The organism is Tepidimonas sp. HKU77 (assembly GCF_049728535.1).
Lineage (GTDB): Bacteria > Pseudomonadota > Gammaproteobacteria > Burkholderiales > Burkholderiaceae_C > Tepidimonas.
The window spans coordinates 632,930-650,546 of sequence record NZ_CP187300.1 but is presented as its reverse complement, the minus strand read 5'-3'; the positions used below and the strand labels follow the sequence as shown (position 1 = coordinate 650,546).

Genomic DNA, 17,617 nt, shown 5'->3' with positions numbered 1-17,617 from the left:
TGCAGTCCCGGCAGGCGGCGTCGATGGCGTTGACCTTAGTCGCGCGTGGCGCGCCAAACCTCTTCGGCACTGGTCACGCCCTGCGCCACCAAGGCGTCGCCAGCCTGTCGCAGCGGTACCATGCCGTGTGCCAGCGCGTGTTCGCGCAGTGCGGCTTCCGGCGCGCGTTCGTGGATGCGGGCGCGCAGCGCATCGTCCACCACCAGCAGCTCGAAAATACCGGTGCGCCCAGCATAACCGCTGCGGTTGCACGCCTCGCACCCAGCACCGCGGCAATGTGCACACAGGCGGCGCACCAAGCGCTGCGCCAGCACCCCCAGCAGCGAGCTCGACAGCAAAAACGGCTCCACGCCCATGTCCACCAGCCGCGTGACGGCGCTGGGTGCGTCGTTCGTGTGCAGCGTGGCCAGTACCAGGTGACCCGTCAGCGACGCCTGGATGGCGATCTGCGCCGTCTCGCTGTCGCGGATTTCGCCGATCATGATGACATCGGGGTCCTGGCGCAGGATGGCGCGCAGCGCAGCGGCAAACGTGAGGTCGATTTTGGGGTTGACCTGTGTCTGGCCGATGCCGGGTAGCTCGTACTCGATCGGGTCTTCGACCGTCATGATGTTGAGGTGCTGTGCGTCCAGGCGCGACAGCGCCGCGTACAGCGTGGTGGTTTTGCCCGAGCCAGTAGGACCCGTCACGAGCACGATGCCATGCGGCTGCTGGATGAGTCGCTCGAATCGCTGTAACGTCTCGCCCTGCATGCCCACGGCTTCGAGGCTGAGTACGCCGTCGGATTTGTCGAGCAGCCGCAGCACGGCGCGCTCGCCGTGCGCACTGGGCAGCGTGGAGACTCGCACGTCCACTGCGCGCCCACCCAGGCGCAGGCCGATACGGCCGTCTTGCGGCAGGCGTTTTTCGGCGATGTCGAGCTCGGCCATGATTTTCAGGCGCGAAATCAGCGCGGCATGCAAGGCGCGGTTGGGCTGTACCACCTCGCGCAGCACGCCGTCGATGCGAAAGCGCACGCTGGAGTGGCGCTCGTAGGGTTCGATGTGGATGTCGCTGGCGCGCTCGCGCACCGCCTGCGCCAGCAGCGCGTTGAGCATGCGGATAATGGGGGCATCGTCGGCCGATTCCAGCAGGTCCTCGATCCGTGGCAGCTCCTGCATCAGACGCGAGAGATCGGCGTCGCTTTGGACCTCGCTGACGATGGCCGCAGCGCTGTCCCCGCTGCCGTCGGCGTAAGCGGTTTGAAGGCGGCGTTCGAACGCGTCAGCCTCCTCCCACTGCAGACGACAGGGTCCGTGGCGGCGTCGGACCTCGCCGATCGCGCTCCAGCGCGCCACGCGCTCGTCATCCGAGGCGTGGCGCACGTAAAGCCACGATTCGCCGCGGTCGATATGAAGCAGCACGCCGTGCTGGCGCGCGTAGGTGTAGGGCAAGGGGTAGGCGGCGCTCATCGCGTGGGTGAGGAAGGCGGGGTGACCGCCGCGGGTGGTAGCACCGGGGCGCTGTCGACCGCATGGGCGCGGCTGGGCGCGGGCTGCGCGTCTTGCTGCAAACCGCGCATCCATTCGTAGCGATCCAGTGCCAGGTTCTCGCTCTGGCGCGCGTCGCGCACCACCACCGGGCGCAAAAAGACCATGAGATTGGTTTTTTTGCGGCTGCGCTTTTCGCTGCGAAACAGGTTGCCCAGCACGGGCACGTCGCCCAGCCCGGGCACCTTGTCCTGGTTGCCGCCGTACTCGTCTTGCAACAGACCACCCAACACGACGATGCCGCCATCTTCGACCAGCACGGTCGATTCGATCGAGCGCTTGTTGGTGATGAGGCCCGTGGTCGAGCCGAGCGATTTGGGGTCGACGCTGCTGACCTCCTGAAAGATCTGCAGTTTGACGGTGCCCTGCTCGTTGATCTGGGGCTTGACGCGCAGCGTCAGCCCGACGTCCTTGCGCTCGATGGTCTGGAACGGGTTGACCGCGCCCTGGTTGGAGTTGTTGGCGGTGTACTGGCCGGTGACGAAGGGGACATTTTGGCCGACGACGATCTTGGCTTCCTCGTTGTCGAGCGTGAGCAGATTGGGCGTGGACAGGATGTTGGCATCGCCATTGGTTTCCAAAAACCGTGCCAGGGCGCTGAGCACGTAGACGCCGCCGATGCGCTGCGCGATGCCGATGTTGAGGCCGGGCGCGGGCAGCTGACCTTGGCCGCCATTTTGGGTGGCGAGATTGATGATGTTGGCGCCACCGCTGCCGAAGTTGGTGCCCAGCAGGCCGATGGTGCCGTCGCCCGCGCGCCCGATCGGACCCTGCCACTGGATGCCGATTTCGGAGGCCTTCTCGGCGCTGACCTCGGCGATGAGGCTTTCGACATACACCTGGGCGCGCCGCACGTCGAGCTGGTCGATCACTTGGCGCAGCTGCCGATACAGCGGCTCAGGCGCGGTGATGATGAGGGCGTTGCTGGCCGGATCTGCCTGCACCAGACCGCCCGTGCTGACGGCGTCGCTGGGGCTCGACCCCGCGGCGCCAGCGGCCGCGGCGGTGGGCGCGGGGTTGGTGTTGGCCGTGCGGCCACCGCCGGGGTTGGTGGCCACCGCCGCGGGTGGGGTCGCCGCGCTGCCGGGGCTTTGCAGCGCGGCGTCGGCCGCCAGGGCGGCGCGCAGCGTGGCGGCGAGGCGCACCGCGTCGGCGTTGCGCAGGTACACCACGCGCACGTTGGTGGCGGCGGTGCCTGCGCCCGGCCGGTCGAGCTTTTCGATCAGCGAGCGCACCAGCGCCAGCCGCGCCGGGTTGGCCGCGCGCACCAGCACCGCGTTGCTGCGCGGCTCGGCCAGCAGAGTCACGCGCGGGCCGCTCCCCGTCGCGGCAGGGGCAGCGCCCGGTGCCGACCGGGCCGCCACGTCCTCGCCATCGAGCAGCCGCAGCACCAGGGGCACCACGTCGCTGGCCAGTGCGTGTTGCAAGGGGACGACCTCCAGTTCCGTGCCACCGGCAACGTCCAGCGCCGCGATGATGCGCGCGAGTCGGCGCAGGTTATCCGCGTAATCGGTGATGACGAGGGCGTTGCTGCCCGGGTTGACCGTGATCAGGTTGTTGGGGCTGATGAGCGGGCGCAGCACCGGCAGCAGCTGGTTGGCGTTCTCATGCTGCAGCCGAAAGATCTGCGTGACTAATTGTCCGTCACGCGGGGTTTGCGCGTCGGTCAGCACCGGGCCGCCCAGCAGCTTGGCTTCGGCCTCGGGCACGATCTTGACGATGCCTTGCGACTCCACCAGCGCGTAGCCGCGCAGGCGCAGCTCGGCGCCGAACTGCGCCAACGCCGCCTGCGGACTGACGGGCGCTTCGGTGACGAGCGTCAGCGTCCCCTTCACCCGTGGGTCGACGACGATGTGGCGTCCGCTGAGCAGGCCGATGGCGCGCGCGACGGCCTCGATCTCGGCATCGGTGAAGTTCAGGGTGATGGGCTGGCCGGGGCGCACGGCCGGGGGCGGTGTCTGTGCGCTGGCGATGGCGGCGCACAGCGCCCAGGCCAGGACGGCGCTGCGGTGCAAATGGGAGCGGAAGCGGTGGGGCATCGTGGTCATCCGAGTCGCAAATGGGCGCGCGCACCGTCGCGTCGGCCCAGCAGGTTGAGTAGGTTGGACAACGCATCCAGCCGTTCGGGAGCGGCCTGGGCCAGCCCGTCGAACCAGAAGCGCCCGCCGCGCCAGCCGCCTCGGCCCTCCAGGCGCAGCTCGCCCGAGAGGGTGGCGAGCGTCAGCGCCGGTCCGGCGGGGCCAGCGAGCGTTCCTTGTAAGCGGTAGCTACCGAGTGGGCGCACGGTGGAGACGGCCGAGGATAGCTCCAACACGTCGGCGCGCCATTCGCCTTGCACCCGCGAGGGTTGGTCGAGTGTCCATCGCACGGGGCCCACCTCCCCTCGCAGCGTCCCCTCCAACGCCAAGGTGTTCCATGGCGAGCCCAGCGCACGCAACCAGCCCAGGTCCCAGGTGCTGTGGTGCACGGCGCTCTCCAGGCGCCAGCCTTCATCGCTGTGCCCCCAGCGCCAGTGCCAGGGTTGCGCCGCACAGCATGGCAGATGCAGATCCAGCACCACCGCGGGTGAGGGCTCGACCGCAAAGCCAATGCGCCACGCGATGCCGCCGGGCAAGGTCAACTCGCCGCCGTCACCGCGCAGGCGCAGGTCGGCGCGTCCGTGCCAGAGGCTGCCTTGCGGGTGCCACAACTGGATGCGCCCCTGCGTGAGCGCCTGCGCTGCCACCGCCCACCAGCGCGCGGGCGCAAAGACGATGCTGCCGATGGCCACACCCAGCAGCAGGGCCGCCACCGATGCCCGCCACGGGTGGCTCATCGCACGGCCCCCGTGGCTTGCCAGACCGCCGTGCCGCGCCAGTGGCCCGCGTGACGCTCCCACTGGGCGCGGACCAGCCTCAGCCCCAGTGTTTGGCGCACGTCGATCAACCAGTCGGCCAGACCGCCGGGTGTGGCCGCGTCGAACGTGACTTCCCATCCGTCGCCGACCGACGCCACGCGCGCCGACGCACCGAGCCAGCGGCGGCTGCGCACTTGCAGCTCGGCCGACAGCGCCGTCGGGTCGAGCTGGGCGGCGGGCGCATCGGGCAGAGAGCGCAGTTGTGCCAACGCGCGAGCGTCGCGCTCGAGCACGGCGATGGCCTCGAGCCAACGTGCCTGGCGTGCCGGGCTTTGGGCGATCTGCTGCCAGGCGGGATAGACAATCGCCAAGGCAGCCGCGGCCACGCCCACGGCAGCCAACAGGGCGGTCAGCCGGTGTCGGCCCGCGCTTTCCGGCGGCCCGGGCCGGTGTCGGTCGGCCCACGGCCGCAGGCGCTCGCGCCACCTCATGGTGCCATCTCCGTACGCTCGGGTGCCACGGCCCAGCTGCCGTCGGCGTCTGGCGTCACGGTCCAGCCGTGCGGGGCTAGGGCGTCGCGCAGTCGTTGCGCTTCCGCCGGACCTTCGGTTTGCAGCCGGATCTGGCTGCCGTCCACCGACAGCGAGCGCACGGCGGGCAGCCCGTCGCTGCCGCCCCATAGGTGCAGCAGGCGTTCCACGGCGTGGGGGGGTAGGGTGCCCGTGCGTGCGTGCTCGCGTTCCAGGGCCTGGCGCACCTGCCGCACGGGGTCCAGCAGCACCGGCACGCCCGGCAGGGCCTGACGGGCGCGCTGGTCCAGCTCGGCCCGCAGCATGCGCTCCACGCGATGGTGGTGCCACGCCAGCGCAGGCAGCGCCAGTACAGGCGTGGCCAACAGCAGTGCGGTGCCCCACCGAGCGGGTCGCCATGCCGGCGCGTGCCACCACGCATGCGCCCACTGGGTCACGCGCTGCCAAGCGGCCTGGCCCACACGGCCGCGCAGGTCGAATTGCGCCAGGTTCCAGCCCTGCTCGGCCGTGTGCAGCCACACCAGGGCCGTGGGGGCCAGGGCCCAGTTCAGCGTGGGTAGGTGTCGTTGCGCGTCGTTCAGTGTCGCTGCCTCGGCCCAGACATGGCGCGGTGTGGCCTCCAGTGGCAGCTGGCCCGCGACGTCGTCGAGTGCCACTGTCAGCACCCCCGCGGGCCCGGCCAGCGTGATGTGCGGCTCGCCCTCGACGCCGTGCGCCCAAACCACCCAGTCCGGGCCCGGCGCCAGCTCGGGCACCAGGGCACGCACTGGCCAGCCACGCGCCAGCAGGGGCTGCAGCGCGGCGAGCAACGCGTCGCGGCGGCACACCGCCACCCACGAGGCGGACGACGGTCCCGCCCCGCGCAGGGCGGGTGGCTCCAGGGCCATGTGCAGCATCGCCGGGTCGTCGAGCACCGCGTCTTCGATCAGGCCGGCGATGACGGCAATTTGGCGGGCGGCACGCCCGGGGGGCAGCTGCACGCGGTGCCACGCAAGCCAGTCGATGGGCACGACGAGGATGCACCCGCCCGATGTGTCGAGCGTGTCGAGCTCGTTCGTCGTCGCTTGTCCGTGCGCGTCGATGCGTTGGCCATCGAGGCTGCGCGCCCACTGCCACGACGCGGGGGCCTCAGACCGCGCGCTTGCGGTCGCCGTCGAAGAGGAGGCTGGCGTCGGGCGGATCAGCAACATGAGGTTGAACGGTGGAGCGCGGCAAGCATATCACTCGACGTTGACCACTGTGGGGATGGGACGCTGCTCGCGCCACACGATCTGCACGCGGGTGCCATCGCGCTCGAGCAGCGCGCGCTGTTCGACCTCCAGATCCCCCACGCGTACGCGCCCTGTCACCCGAAAATAGCGGCTCGCCACACTCCAGCGGGTCGGATCGAGCGATTGCCCCGCGCGGCCCAGTGCAGCTAGGAAAGATTCGGTGGTGGCGAAATGTTGGCGTGCGCGTTGCTCGATCAGCCGCTGGGCAGCGCCCGCATCCAGCCCCGGCACGGCGGCCTGCAGCACCAGCGCCGGCGCTGTGTTGGCGTTGAGCGGCGTGGCCGCGGGTAGCCAGGTGGTCAGCGACTCGATCGCGCGCAGCGTCGATACCGACAGGCCCAGCGTTTGTAAATCAGCCAGCCGCTGGGGGCGCAGCGGACGCGCCATCGCATCGTCGGGTGCGCGCCAGGCTTGCAGCAGGCCCTGAATGACCGCTTCCAGTTCTCGTGCAGGCAGGCCGAGTTGGACGAACAAGCGCTCGAACCGGGCTCGCTCAGCCGCCACCACCCGCGGCTGAGCGCCCACCACTTCGATGAGGTTGCGCCAGTTGAGGCGGCCTTGTTCATCTTCGATGCGCCCGGCCAGCCACGCGTCGTCCGCCTCGTCGCCGCCATCAGAGGGTCGTTCCAGAAAGGCGGCAAGGCGGGTGGGTTGTAGCGCTAGCGCCCACGGTTCGGCCAAATGGTCCACCGAGCTGGCGCGCCCGTCCTCGCGCACGATCAAGCGCGCCCAGTCCAGCGCACCCGTCAGCAACCAGCCTGCTTGCGCGCGGTCGTGCTCGGCGCGCTCCACGGCCCAGGCCCGCCATTGTTGCCAGTAGGCGGTTGCCGCCAGCGCGGCCACCAGCCCGACGGTCAGCATGGCCATCAGCAGCGCGGCACCGCGCTGGAAACGCAGAGCACGGGGGCGCCGCATTAGCGCTTGCCTCCGGCCACCCAGGGGGCCAGCCAGTCCACCTGCACCGGGCCGCTCAAGGGGCCAGGCGTCCGCGGGGTCAAAGCCAGTCGCACGGCGACGGGCCGCAGGGTGTCGGCGGCGGGCTGCCACGCGCCGTCGGTCCACACCTGCAGGTTCCAGCCATCGATTGCCACGGTGCGCACACCATCGTCGCGCACGCGCTGGGGGGCAGCGGCCCAGTACTGCGCCAGTTGCATGGTATCGGTCAGCGCGGGCGACTGCCAGCGCGTCCAGCGGGTGCCGCCATCCGTCGCCGCCCACGCGACGACTTGCCAGCCAGGCGGGTGTTGCGCATCGGCCACGCTGCGGCGCAGCAGGCGTACCGTCTGCCCACTGGTTGACCAGCGCGGCACGTCGTCACCGAGGTCGACCGCCGCTGCGGCCCAGGCATCCCAGTCGGCTTGCCATTGGGCCAATGCCGTTTGCCAGCCGAGCACGGTGGCCGTGTGCGTCTGCACCGTCTCGCGCGTGCGCAGCAAGCCATCGACCCCGCGCCAGCCCATCACGGCCATCAGGGCCAAGACGGTGAGCGCGACCAACAGCTCGATCAGGGTGAAGCCTCGGTTCTGCTCCCCGCGCATCAGTGTCGGCCTAGGATGGTGGTGGTACGCAGCAGCGTCTGCTGCGGCTGCGCCGCCGGCGCCACGCGCGCTTGCACGCGCCGAAAACTGGGGTTGGGCGTCGTGCCGATATCGAGCACGACGGCAAAGACGGTGCCGCCTTGCTCACAGGCCAGCGAGCGCTGGCCCGGCTCGGGGAAGGTGGGTGCCAGCCGTAGCGCGATCAGCGCTTGATCGGCACAGTGCTGGGCCAGCCATTGCTGTGTCTGGCGCTCGGCCAGTCGCACGAGCACGTCTGCCGCCTGGCTGCCAGCGGCCAGCGCCACCGCCATTACCGTGAGCGCCGCCAGCACCTCGACCAGCGTAAACCCCCGCTGGCGATGGGTGGCCCGGGCTGGCGCGGCGCGCATCGCAGTCATTCGATGGTCACGGGCGACCAGCCGTCGCTCACCAGCGCCAAGCGCGCGGCGCCCAGCGACAGCTCGATGCGCCAGGGTGTGCCCATCGGCTCGGGGCCCAACACCACCGCGTTGGTTTCGCGGGCGGTGATGTGCGCGTCCATCCAGCGCTGGGGCCGCTGCAGCGCGGTATCGTTGTCGGGCAAACCCTCGAAGGCGTAGCCGTCGGGCAGCCAGCGCAGCCGCGCCGTCGATGCCGAGGCGCGCGCGAGCGCGCGAGCCACCTCGAGTTGCGCTTGCAGCCGCACCGCCTGCTGTTCCAGGCGGTTGTGGTCGGTGTCGCGCAAGGCCCAGGCGACTCCGCCCATGGCGATGCCCAAGATGGTCAACACGACCAGCATCTCCAGCAACGTCAAGCCGCGGCTGGGGCCAGGCAAGCGTGTCTGCCTCGGTCGCTGGGCGCCCACGGGCGTGCGCAGCCGGCATGCGGCGGCGCGGTCACTGCCAGCTGCCGATGTCGGCATCGTTGCCTTCGCCGCCGGGTTGTCCGTCGGCGCCGAACGAAAACACATCCACCGCACCGTGCACGCCGGGGTTGAGATACTGATACGGACGCCCCCAAGGGTCGGTAGGTAATTTTTCCAAGTAGGGGCGCCAGTTGGGTGCCGGCGGGCCGCTCGTGGGGCGTTGCACCAACGCTTGCAGGCCCTGCTCCTGCGTTGGGTAGCGCTGGTTGTCCAGCCGGTAGAGCTTGAGCGCCTGCATCAGGTTCGCGACGTCGGCGCGCGCTGCCGTCACGCGCGACTCATCGGCCCGGTCGATGACATTGGGCACAATCAGCGCCGCCAGCACGCCGATGATGACCAGGATCACCATCAGCTCGATGAGGGTGAAGCCGCGCTGCCCGGACGTGATCGTCGGGCGTCGGGCAAGAGAGACGGGAACGTTGGTGAGCGTGGGGACAGGAGGCAGCATGAAAGCAATCATAATCTCGGCGTGATGTCGTCGTTGAACCGATTGCCGCGGCCCCACGCAGGCCATCACGGTCGCGCCGCCGCCGTGGCGCTGGTGACGCTTGCCATTTGGCTCGGGGTGGGGCTGCAAGGCGCGTACTGGGCTGGACGGCTCTGGGGAGCCGGGATGCCGCTCGTGTCGGCGTTGCCGCCGACATCCGAGCCGGTCATCGACCCGGTGCGGATCGCGCGCGCCTTGGGTGTCGAGCCGAGCACGGCAACGGCCACCGCGCCGGTGTCCGCGGCGGCTGAGGGCAGCGGTGCGGGCTGGCGCTTGGTGGGCGTGATTGCCGACCGCCAAGGGGCGGGCGCCGCCGTGTTGGCGCGTGACGGGATGGTCGCCCGTGCTTACCGGGTGGGGGCGACGTTGCCCGACGGGTGGCGCCTCGAGCGGGTGGCGCGCACCGAGGTGTGGCTGGTACCCACGGGCGGTGGCGAGGCGCTGCGGCTGGCATTGCCGACACCGCCCCGTTGAGGTATTTCCTCACCCGCGCAAAAACAACCGGTACACGGGATTGTCGGTTTCTTCGACGTAGGGGTAGCCCAGTTCGCGCAGGAAGCGCTGGAATGCCTTGTCGTCCTTTGGGGGCACCTGCAGGCCGACCAGGATGCGGCCGTAGTCGGCGCCCTGGTTGCGGTAGTGGAACAGGCTGATGTTCCAGCTCGGCCGCATGAGGGTGAGAAACTTCAGCAACGCGCCGGGCCGTTCGGGAAAGACGAAGCGCAGCAGCCGCTCGTCCTGCGCCAGCGGCGAGTGGCCACCGACCATGTGCCGGATGTGCTCTTGCGCCAGGTCGTCGTGGGTGAGGTCCAGCGTCGCAAAGCCGTGCTTTTCGAAGGCCGCCGCGATCTTGGCGCTTTCGCCCCGGCCGTGCGTGGTCAGGCCCACGAAGACGTGGGCCTGCTGCGCGTCATGGATGCGGTAGTTGAACTCGGTGACGTTACGCGGCCCGCCGGGCAGGCTGCCGATGGCCTGCAAAAAGCGCAAAAAGCTGCCGCGTTCCTCGGGAATGGTGACGGCAAACAGCGCCTCGCGCTCTTCGCCGACCTCAGCGCGTTCGGCCACGAAGCGCAGGCGGTCGAAATTCATGTTGGCGCCGCACAGGATGGCGGCGTACGTCTCACCCCGCGTCTTGTGCTGGGCGACGTATTTTTTGATCGCTGCCACCGCCATCGCGCCCGCGGGCTCGACGATGCTGCGCGTGTCGACGAACACGTCCTTGATGGCGGCGCACACTTCGTCGGTGTCGACGGTGACATAGTCATCGACCAGTTCCCGTGCGATGCGAAAGGTCTCCTCACCCACGAGCTTGACCGCGGTGCCGTCGGAAAACAGCCCGACTTCATCCAGCTGCACCCGTTGGCCCGCGCGCACCGAGCGCAGCATGGCGTCGGAGTCGCTCATTTGCACGCCGATGACGCGGATGTCGGGTCGCACCGCCTTGAAGAAGTTGACCACGCCCGCGATCAGGCCGCCGCCGCCGATGGCGACGAACACGGCATCGAGCCGGTTCGACCCCAGGCCCTGCAGTTGGCGCAGCATTTCCATGGCGATGGTGCCCTGGCCAGCGATGACGTCCGGGTCGTCGAAGGGGTGCACGAAGGTCAGCCCCTGCGCTTGGGCCAGCGCGGTGGCGTGCTGGGCCGCGTCGGAGTAACTGTCGCCGTGCAGCACCACATCGCCACCGAGCGCGCGCACGGCGTCGATCTTGACCTGTGGCGTGGTGGTGGGCATGACGATGACTGCGCGCGCGCCCAGCTTGTGCGCGCCCAGCGCCACCCCTTGCGCATGGTTGCCAGCCGAGGCGCAGATGACGCCGCGCTGCAACTCCTCGGGCGACAGGTGCGCCAGCTTGTTGTAGGCGCCGCGCAACTTGAAGCTAAAGACCGGCTGCTGGTCCTCGCGCTTGAGCAGCACCTTGTTGTGCAGGCGGCGGCTGAGATGGCGCGCGGGCTCCAGCGGTGTCTCGCGCGCCACGTCGTATACGCGCGCGGTGACGATCTTTTTCAGATAGTCGGCCGGGGTCAATTCGGTGGCCGAGCCTAGAGCAGGGTGAGATGGAGGGGCTTTGGCGGGCATGACGATGACGTGAGCGTTGCGTCTATCATAAGGTGCCGTCGGCGCTGCGGCCCGCCGCCGGTGTTCAAAAAAAAGCCCAGGCGCGATGCCTGGGCTTGGAACCACCCATAGAGGGCAGAGGAGACAACCGTTGGAGGCTGAGCGCTTTTCGCGTCGCCCACGCCCTCTATTATAGCTGGCTGATATTGCGGTGCAACATTTTTGGCGTCACGAGGCGGTGCTCGTGTCGTTCTGGAGACAGTCGTATGGAATGCTCGGTGACCTGGACCGGCGCCCTGGGTGCCGGCTCGAACATGGGTTTCGTGGCCGCGACGGGCAGCGGGCACGTGGTGGCGATGGACGGCGCGGTCGACCCCGCCCAGCCGCAGACCAGTGGCGCCAATCTGGCCCCACGCCCGATGGAGCTGGTGCTGGCAGGCACGGGTGGCTGCACCGCCTATGACGTGGTGCTGATCCTGCGCCGGGGCCGCCACGACGTGCGCGGCTGCCAGGTGCAGCTCAAGGCCGAACGCGCCGAGACCGACCCCAAAGTGTTCACCGCCATCCACATGCACTTCGTGGTGCACGGCAAGGGCGTGCCGGCCACTGCGGTGGAGCGCGCCATCGCGCTGAGTCACGAAAAATACTGCTCGGCCAGCATCATGCTGGGCAAAACGGCCGCCATCACCACCAGCTACGAGGTGGTCGACGTCGCTTGACGGGCAGCGGTGCCAGAGCGCCGGCGTCAGATCCGGTGCGCGACCGTGGTCATGACTTTGGCGGCGGCGCGCATGACCCATTTGACGGGGGCCGGCAACTCGACCCCGCCGGCCTGCTGCGCCTCGCGTGCGTGGCGGACTTCGTCCGCTTTCATCTGCGCCACGATGGCGCGTGAGGCCTGGTCGGGCACGGGCAGGCGCTCCAGGTGGCCGTCCAAGTGAGCCTCGACCTGGCGCTCGGTCTCCACCACGAAGCCCAGGCTGATGCCGCGCCCAGCCAGCCCAGCACCCAGGCCGATGGCGAGCGCCCCGGCATACCACAGCGGGCACAGCAGCGAGCGGCGGTCGCCCAGTTCGTCCAGCCGCTGCTGACACCACGCCAGGTGGTCGGTTTCGTCCTGCGCGGCAGCCTCCAGATGGCGGGCGGTGCGCTCGCGCGTGCGGGCGTCGCCCGGTCCCAAGCGCGCGGCCAGCGCCTGGCCGGTGTAGAGTGCCTGGGCGCAGATCTCGCCGACGTGGTTGACGCGCATGAGCGCCCCCGACAAGCGCCGCTCCTCGGGCGACAGTGGCGCCGCCTCGCTACGTTGCCCCGACGCGGCACCCGGTGTGGGGCGTGCCGCGTGGTGCGGGGCCAGCAGCGTACGCAGCGCGTTGTCCGCGGTGATGAGCAAGGCGTCGGTCACGGTCGTCATGGCAAGCATGCTAGCCCAAACCGTCATGGCGCGGGTTTGATCTCGGTCACGACATACGCGCCCTGGTGTTTCTGGGCGCGAAAGCGCACTTTCATTCCCACTTGCAGGCCTTGCAGCATACTCGGGTCACGCACCTGAAAGGCCATGGTCATGGGCGGCATATCCAACTCGGCGATCTCGCCATGGCGCAGCGTGATCTTGCCCGCGCTCGGGTCGAGGCGACGCACCTCGCCGTCGGCCCAACCGGGCTCCGCCCCCGGTGTGGCAGCGGTCGGCGCCTGTGTCTGGTGGTAGCTGGCATAGACCCGGGTAGTGCCGTCGCGCTGCACCAGCAATACATCGTACGGGTCGCGGCGGCCACCGTACTCGGGGCCGTCCATGCCGGGGCTGGCGACCGGCATGCGCGGCACGGCCAGCCCCAGCGCCGCCGGACGCTCGCGCAACAGCCGTTGGATGTCACTGGCGGGCACGTGGCCCTCGATCACATAGCCCCCCACGCGTGCGGTATGGCACGAACCCAGCGCCTGGGGCATGCCGAGCCGCTGGCGTGCGGCGGTGTTGCCCACGTCGTGCGCCCGTACCCGAAACCCGTGCGCTTGCAGGTGGCGAATCCAGTCGTTGCAGCAGCCGCAGTTGGGGTCTTTCCACACCTCCACCTGCGGGGCTTCGGGCGCTTGTGCCAGCGCCAACCCCGCGGCGCTGGCGGCGATCCAGCCTGCACTCAGTCTGAGACAGTCGCGTCGTTTCATCGCGTGTTCCCCTTCTGCGCGGGTTCGACCCGGATACGTCCGACCATGCCGGCCTCGAAATGGCCCGGTATCAGGCAGGCGAACTCGAAGTCACCGGGGCGGTTGAAATGCCACACGATCTCGCCCGTCTGGCCCGGGGCCACGTGTGCCATGTACGGTTCGTCGTGTTCCATGCCCGGGTGTTTTTTCATGAGTTCGGCGTGGGCGGCGAGTTCCTCGGGCGTGCCGATGACGATTTCGTGCAGGACGCGGCCACGGTTGACCGCGCGCAGCCGCACCGTCTCGCCCTCGCGCACGGTCAGCCGGTCGGGGGTGAAGCGCATGTCGTCGCTCATGCGGATCTCGATGGTGCGGCTGACGCGGGCCGGATCGCCAGCGATACCCCAGGGCTTTTGCTCGGCTAGCATGGCGGCGCGCGCGGGGGCACCATGGCTGCCGTGGTGGCCCTGGGGGCCGTGGGCGGCGGCGTTCAAGGGCAGCCAAGCGGCCAGCGCCAGTGCCGCCAGACGTTCAATGGTGATGACCATGGTGAGCTCCTTGGGGTTTGCGGGCGTCGTAGGGGGCAGCGGCGGGCGCGGGCTGCGGCGACCGCGCGTCGGCCGGGGCAGCCACGTTGGCAGCGGGCCGGGCTTGGGTGCCGGGCGGCTGTCGGTACCAGCCCGGGTCCCGGTAGTCGCCGGGTGCCAGGTCGCGCCGCACCTTCAGGGTGGTGAACATGCCGCCCATCTCGATCGGGCCATAGGGGCCGCGGCCCGTCATCATGGGGGCGGTGTTGTCGGGCAGCGGCATTTCCATCTCGCCCATGTCGGCCATGCCGCGCTCGCCCATGACCATGTAGTCGGGCACCAGCCGCTGCAGGCGGTGCACCAGCCCGCGGTGGTCGACACCGATCATGGTGGGCACGCCATGCCCCATCGGACCCATGGTATGGTGGCTCTTGTGGCAATGCATGGCCCAGTCGCCTTCCTCGTCGGCGATGAATTCGATCTGCCGCATCTGGCCCACCGCGATGTCCACCGTGACCTCGGGCCAGCGCGATTCGGGCCGCGTGGGGCCGCCGTCCGTGCCGGTGACCTCGAACTCGATGCCGTGGATGTGGATGGGGTGGTTGGTCATGGTGAGGTTGCCGACGCGTACCCGCACCCGCTCGCCCAGGCGCGCCACCAGCGGGTCGATGCCGGGAAAGACGCGGCTGTTCCAGGCCCAAATGTTGAAGTCGAGCATGGTGTTGACGTTGGGCGTGCGCGCTCCGGGCGTGACGTCGAAGGCGTTGAGCAAGAAGCAGTAGTCGCGATCGACGTCGGCGATCCAGGGGTGTCGGCCCTTGGGGTGGGTGACCCAAAAGCCCATCATGCCCATGGCCATCTGCACCATCTCGTCGGCATGGGGGTGGTACATGAACGTACCGGGGCGGCGGGCGACGAATTCGTAGACGAACGTCTGGCCCGGCGGGATTTGTGGCTGGTTGAGGCCGCCCACCCCGTCCATACCGTTGGGCAGGCGCTGTCCGTGCCAGTGAATGGTGGTGTGCTCGGGCAGTCGGTTGGTGACGTAGATGCGCACCCGGTCACCCTCGACCACCTCGATGGTGGGGCCGGGGCTGCTGCCGTTGTAGCCCCACAGGTTGACCGAAAAGCCGGGGGCGAATTCGCGCACCACGGGCTCGGCCACCAGGTGGAACTCCTTGACCCCGTCCTTCATGCGAAACGGCAGCGTCCAGCCGTTGAGGGTGACGACGGGCCGGTAGGGTCGACCGGCGCCAGTCACGCCCGGCGGCGTCCATGGCGCGGCGGTGTCCGTGCTCGTGCGGATGACGGGCTCGGGCAGACCCGCCAGCGCGTGGCGGCCCACCGCGGCGCTGGCCACCGCGGCGGTGCCCACCAGCGCTTGAGTGAAAAAACGACGTCGTTGCATGATCAGTGTCCTTTCGCGGCGGGGGTGGCGGCGTCACCGACGGGGCCGTCGGCGCGCGGTGTGTAGGGCAGTGCGGCCAGCACCGCTTGCAAGTCCAACCAGGCCAGCCAGGCATCGCGTGCGGCGGCCACGCTGGCTTGTTGGGTGGCCAAGCGCTCGCGCGTGGCCGCCAGCAAATCCCAGGTGCTGGCCAGCATTCCGTTGACGCGCAGCAGGGTTTCGTCTTCGAGCGCTTGGGCCAGCGGGAGCAGGCGCTGCTGGGTCTGCTGCCAGCGCTGCGTCTGGTGGTGCGCTGCAGCGAGCGCCAGCTCGAGATCGGTGTCGAGCTGTTGCGCCCGCTGCGCTTGCGCTTGCTGGGCGAGCAGTGCTTCTCCCCACGCGTGGGGCCAGCGGCGCGTGGGCGGATCGCGGTCGGCCAGCGCGGCGTCGAGGTTAGCGCGGGTCGCATCGGCCAGCGCGCGCTCGATGAGCGCCCAGGTGGCCGGCGCCAGCGCGGCCCGCGTCCGCTCGGCGTCTTGTCGCACCTGCTCCCATGCCGGGTCGTGGTCGCGCTGTTGGGTGGCCAACTGGGGGCGCTGCCCCTCGTCGGGGGGCGCAGGGGGGGCGGGCAAGGTCAGGGGCAAGCGTTGCGCCAGCGCCGTGGGTGGGTCGGCCAACCCCAGCCGCTGGCGCAGCCGAAGCAGTGCCTGTTGCTCGCGCCAGCGTGCCTGCTGCAGACGTGCCTGCACGTTCTCTAGCACCAGCGCCTCGCGCTGCAGGCGCTCGGCGCTGAAGTGGCCCACCTGGTGCATGCGCCGAGCCAGCTCGTGGCCGATGTCGGCCGCCTCGGCCATCCGTTCGGCCAGGCGGCTTTGCTCACGCGCCGCCACGGCGTCGATCCAGGCCGTTTGCGCCGCCAGCGCCACGCGGGTGGCGGCTTGGGCGCGCTGGCGCCGCTCGCGCTCGCTGAAGGTGGGCATGAGCAGCCAGGCGGCATCGGCGCGCAGGGCATGCTGGACGGCGGCGTCCAGGGTCAGCGGATCCCGCGGCGGTTCGTCGTCGGCCGGCGCACCGGTCCAGCCCTGGGCCTGTTCCCAGCGCAGCAGGTCTGCATGCCCGCGCGGGAACGCGCCCACCGTGTCGTTGGCGGCACGCCAGGCGGCGGCCGGATCAGCAGTGGGCAAAGGGGCCGCAGCCGCTGTGTGTGGGGTGTCGGGTACCCGGTCTGATTTGGGGGCCGGGTGGCTGTGGACTTGGGCATGGGCGGTCGGCAGCCAAGCCAGGGCCAACAGGCCCAGCAGGCGCCAGCCCATCGGGGGGTACGGCATGATGGTCGATCTCCTGAAAAAACCTCAGAACGCACGGCAGCCCGTAGGCGGCCGAGACGGTGCAGCGGTGTTCAGGCGATCGGGGGCTTGCGCGGCGGTGCCGGAAGGAGGGTGGGGGGCAGGGGCACCTGGGTCAGCGCCCAGTGGTGCTTGATGCTGTCGGACGCCCGGGCCGGGTGAGACAGGACCAGCCGCGGGTTGTGACAGACGTCACACACAGCGCACGCGGCATGGCCTGCAGCTGCCCACGGGTCACAGCCCGCGTGTGTGCCTGCGGATGGCTGCACGGAGGCGTCCTCAGGGGCGCCGTGAAGCGATCCATGATCGGCGTGAGAAGGGCCATGCGCTGGCGCCAGTGCCATGCTGGCGGCGACGTACCCGGCCGACGCGTCAGCGGCGCACGGCTGCAGCGGCATGGTGCCCGCCGCCCACAAGCGCCAGGGCAGCAGTACCAGCAAGCACCAAAGCATCCATCGCCGCATGAATGCGATGATAGCGGGCTTTCGGATGTCCGGGGGGCGACGAGTTCATTCGGCGCGGCGCGGCCGCTGCGGTCCGCCGGGCGGCAGCGCGAGCGTGGCCAGCGCCGCTGCGACGAATAGTGCGCCCAGCCAGGACAAGCGTTCGAAGCCGACGACGGCCAGCGCGGCACCGCCGATGGCCGAACCCAGCGCCGTGCCGATATAGACCATGGAGGCATTCACGCTCAGCAACAACGGGGCTTGTGTGAAGGCCAGCTCTGCCAGGCGGGATTGCTGCGGCGTCATGAGCCCGAAGCCGCACACCGTCCACACGGCAAACACGGCCGCCGTCCACGCCAGGTGGCCGGCCGTCCATGGCACGGCCACCATGACCAGCGACAGGATGCCCAGCAGCAGCGCGATCGTGCGCCGCGGGCCCAGGTAGCCCGACATGCCAAAGGCGCCCGTGCCGATGACGAAATTGCACGCCGCAAACCACCACAGCAGCCCGGGCAGCGTGCGGGGATCATCCGGATCGGGGGTACTAGCGGCGGTGGTGGAGGAGGAGGGACGGCTCATCTACCCGCATGGTAGGCCACCCCTGCCAGGCTGGGGTGGTACG

19 protein-coding genes are annotated in these 17,617 nt (G+C 69.8%); 2 read left to right on the top strand and 17 right to left on the bottom strand.

The window, feature by feature from the left end; genetic code table 11:
• Window positions 1–35: 35 nt before the first annotated feature.
• From ACPP3B_RS03070 to gspG, 10 genes are read right to left on the bottom strand one after another with little or no spacing between them, the layout of a single operon-like run.
• Window positions 36–1,451 (bottom strand): GspE/PulE family protein, encoded by a 1,416-nt coding sequence (locus tag ACPP3B_RS03070; RefSeq protein WP_424859679.1) that lies wholly within the window; start codon window positions 1,449–1,451, stop codon window positions 36–38.
• A complete protein-coding gene (gspD, locus tag ACPP3B_RS03065) occupies window positions 1,448–3,568 on the bottom strand; it encodes a type II secretion system secretin GspD (protein WP_424860132.1) in 2,121 nt (706 codons plus the stop codon). Before gspD ends, ACPP3B_RS03070 begins: the two co-directional genes overlap by 4 nt.
• A gap of 5 nt (window positions 3,569–3,573) precedes the next feature.
• A complete protein-coding gene (gene gspN / locus ACPP3B_RS03060; RefSeq protein WP_424859678.1) occupies window positions 3,574–4,344 on the bottom strand; it encodes a type II secretion system protein N in 771 nt (256 codons plus the stop codon).
• Window positions 4,341–4,856: a hypothetical protein gene (locus ACPP3B_RS03055; protein ID WP_424859677.1), complete on the bottom strand. Its 516-nt coding sequence runs from the start codon at window positions 4,854–4,856 to the stop codon at window positions 4,341–4,343. Before ACPP3B_RS03055 ends, gspN begins: the two co-directional genes overlap by 4 nt.
• Window positions 4,853–6,085 carry a hypothetical protein gene (locus tag ACPP3B_RS03050; RefSeq protein WP_424859676.1) on the bottom strand — a complete coding sequence of 411 codons (1,233 nt, stop codon included), beginning with the start codon at window positions 6,083–6,085 and terminating at the stop codon, window positions 4,853–4,855. Before ACPP3B_RS03050 ends, ACPP3B_RS03055 begins: the two co-directional genes overlap by 4 nt.
• A gap of 30 nt (window positions 6,086–6,115) precedes the next feature.
• Entirely contained in the window at window positions 6,116–7,081 is a 966-nt protein-coding gene (gene gspK, locus ACPP3B_RS03045) for a type II secretion system minor pseudopilin GspK (RefSeq protein WP_424859675.1), read from the bottom strand.
• Window positions 7,081–7,704 (bottom strand): PulJ/GspJ family protein, encoded by a 624-nt coding sequence (locus tag ACPP3B_RS03040; RefSeq protein WP_424859674.1) that lies wholly within the window; start codon window positions 7,702–7,704, stop codon window positions 7,081–7,083. Before ACPP3B_RS03040 ends, gspK begins: the two co-directional genes overlap by 1 nt.
• Window positions 7,704–8,102, bottom strand: a complete 399-nt coding sequence (locus tag ACPP3B_RS03035; protein ID WP_424859673.1) for a type II secretion system protein — start codon at window positions 8,100–8,102, stop codon at window positions 7,704–7,706. Before ACPP3B_RS03035 ends, ACPP3B_RS03040 begins: the two co-directional genes overlap by 1 nt.
• Window positions 8,099–8,605, bottom strand: coding sequence for a pilus assembly FimT family protein (locus tag ACPP3B_RS03030; RefSeq protein ID WP_424859672.1), 507 nt, complete (start codon window positions 8,603–8,605; stop codon window positions 8,099–8,101). The genes ACPP3B_RS03035 and ACPP3B_RS03030 overlap by 4 nt, the downstream gene beginning before the upstream one ends.
• Window positions 8,580–9,056: a type II secretion system major pseudopilin GspG gene (gene gspG / locus ACPP3B_RS03025; protein ID WP_424859671.1), complete on the bottom strand. Its 477-nt coding sequence runs from the start codon at window positions 9,054–9,056 to the stop codon at window positions 8,580–8,582. Before gspG ends, ACPP3B_RS03030 begins: the two co-directional genes overlap by 26 nt.
• Before the next feature lie 21 nt (window positions 9,057–9,077).
• On the opposite strand from gspG, the gene ACPP3B_RS03020 reads away from it, so the two are divergent.
• Entirely contained in the window at window positions 9,078–9,569 is a 492-nt protein-coding gene (locus ACPP3B_RS03020; RefSeq protein ID WP_424859670.1) for a type II secretion system protein N, read from the top strand.
• A gap of 9 nt (window positions 9,570–9,578) precedes the next feature.
• Here the strand turns inward: ACPP3B_RS03020 and ilvA are convergent, their stop codons facing one another.
• Window positions 9,579–11,174, bottom strand: a complete 1,596-nt coding sequence (ilvA, locus tag ACPP3B_RS03015; protein WP_424859669.1) for a threonine ammonia-lyase, biosynthetic — start codon at window positions 11,172–11,174, stop codon at window positions 9,579–9,581.
• A gap of 245 nt (window positions 11,175–11,419) precedes the next feature.
• On the opposite strand from ilvA, the gene ACPP3B_RS03010 reads away from it, so the two are divergent.
• Window positions 11,420–11,872 carry an OsmC family protein gene (locus ACPP3B_RS03010; protein WP_299019284.1) on the top strand — a complete coding sequence of 151 codons (453 nt, stop codon included), beginning with the start codon at window positions 11,420–11,422 and terminating at the stop codon, window positions 11,870–11,872.
• A gap of 26 nt (window positions 11,873–11,898) precedes the next feature.
• On the opposite strand, the gene coq7 is transcribed toward ACPP3B_RS03010, so the two are convergent.
• The 6 genes from coq7 to ACPP3B_RS02980 form a co-directional block, all read right to left on the bottom strand.
• Window positions 11,899–12,573, bottom strand: coding sequence for a 2-polyprenyl-3-methyl-6-methoxy-1,4-benzoquinone monooxygenase (coq7, locus tag ACPP3B_RS03005; protein WP_424859668.1), 675 nt, complete (start codon window positions 12,571–12,573; stop codon window positions 11,899–11,901).
• Window positions 12,574–12,587: 14 nt separating this feature from the next.
• The gene (locus ACPP3B_RS03000) at window positions 12,588–13,313 is read right to left on the bottom strand and encodes a DUF411 domain-containing protein (protein WP_424859667.1); all 726 of its coding nucleotides are present in this window, start codon (window positions 13,311–13,313) and stop codon (window positions 12,588–12,590) included.
• Window positions 13,310–13,840 (bottom strand): cupredoxin domain-containing protein, encoded by a 531-nt coding sequence (locus ACPP3B_RS02995; protein WP_299019288.1) that lies wholly within the window; start codon window positions 13,838–13,840, stop codon window positions 13,310–13,312. The genes ACPP3B_RS03000 and ACPP3B_RS02995 overlap by 4 nt, the downstream gene beginning before the upstream one ends.
• Window positions 13,824–15,227, bottom strand: a complete 1,404-nt coding sequence (locus ACPP3B_RS02990) for a multicopper oxidase family protein (RefSeq protein ID WP_299019290.1) — start codon at window positions 15,225–15,227, stop codon at window positions 13,824–13,826. Before ACPP3B_RS02990 ends, ACPP3B_RS02995 begins: the two co-directional genes overlap by 17 nt.
• A 2-nt stretch (window positions 15,228–15,229) precedes the next feature.
• Complete coding sequence (locus ACPP3B_RS02985; protein ID WP_424859666.1) at window positions 15,230–16,534, bottom strand: TolC family protein; 1,305 nt, start codon at window positions 16,532–16,534, stop codon at window positions 15,230–15,232.
• A gap of 527 nt (window positions 16,535–17,061) precedes the next feature.
• Window positions 17,062–17,574, bottom strand: a complete 513-nt coding sequence (locus ACPP3B_RS02980) for a hypothetical protein (protein WP_424859665.1) — start codon at window positions 17,572–17,574, stop codon at window positions 17,062–17,064.
• Window positions 17,575–17,617 lie beyond the last annotated feature (43 nt).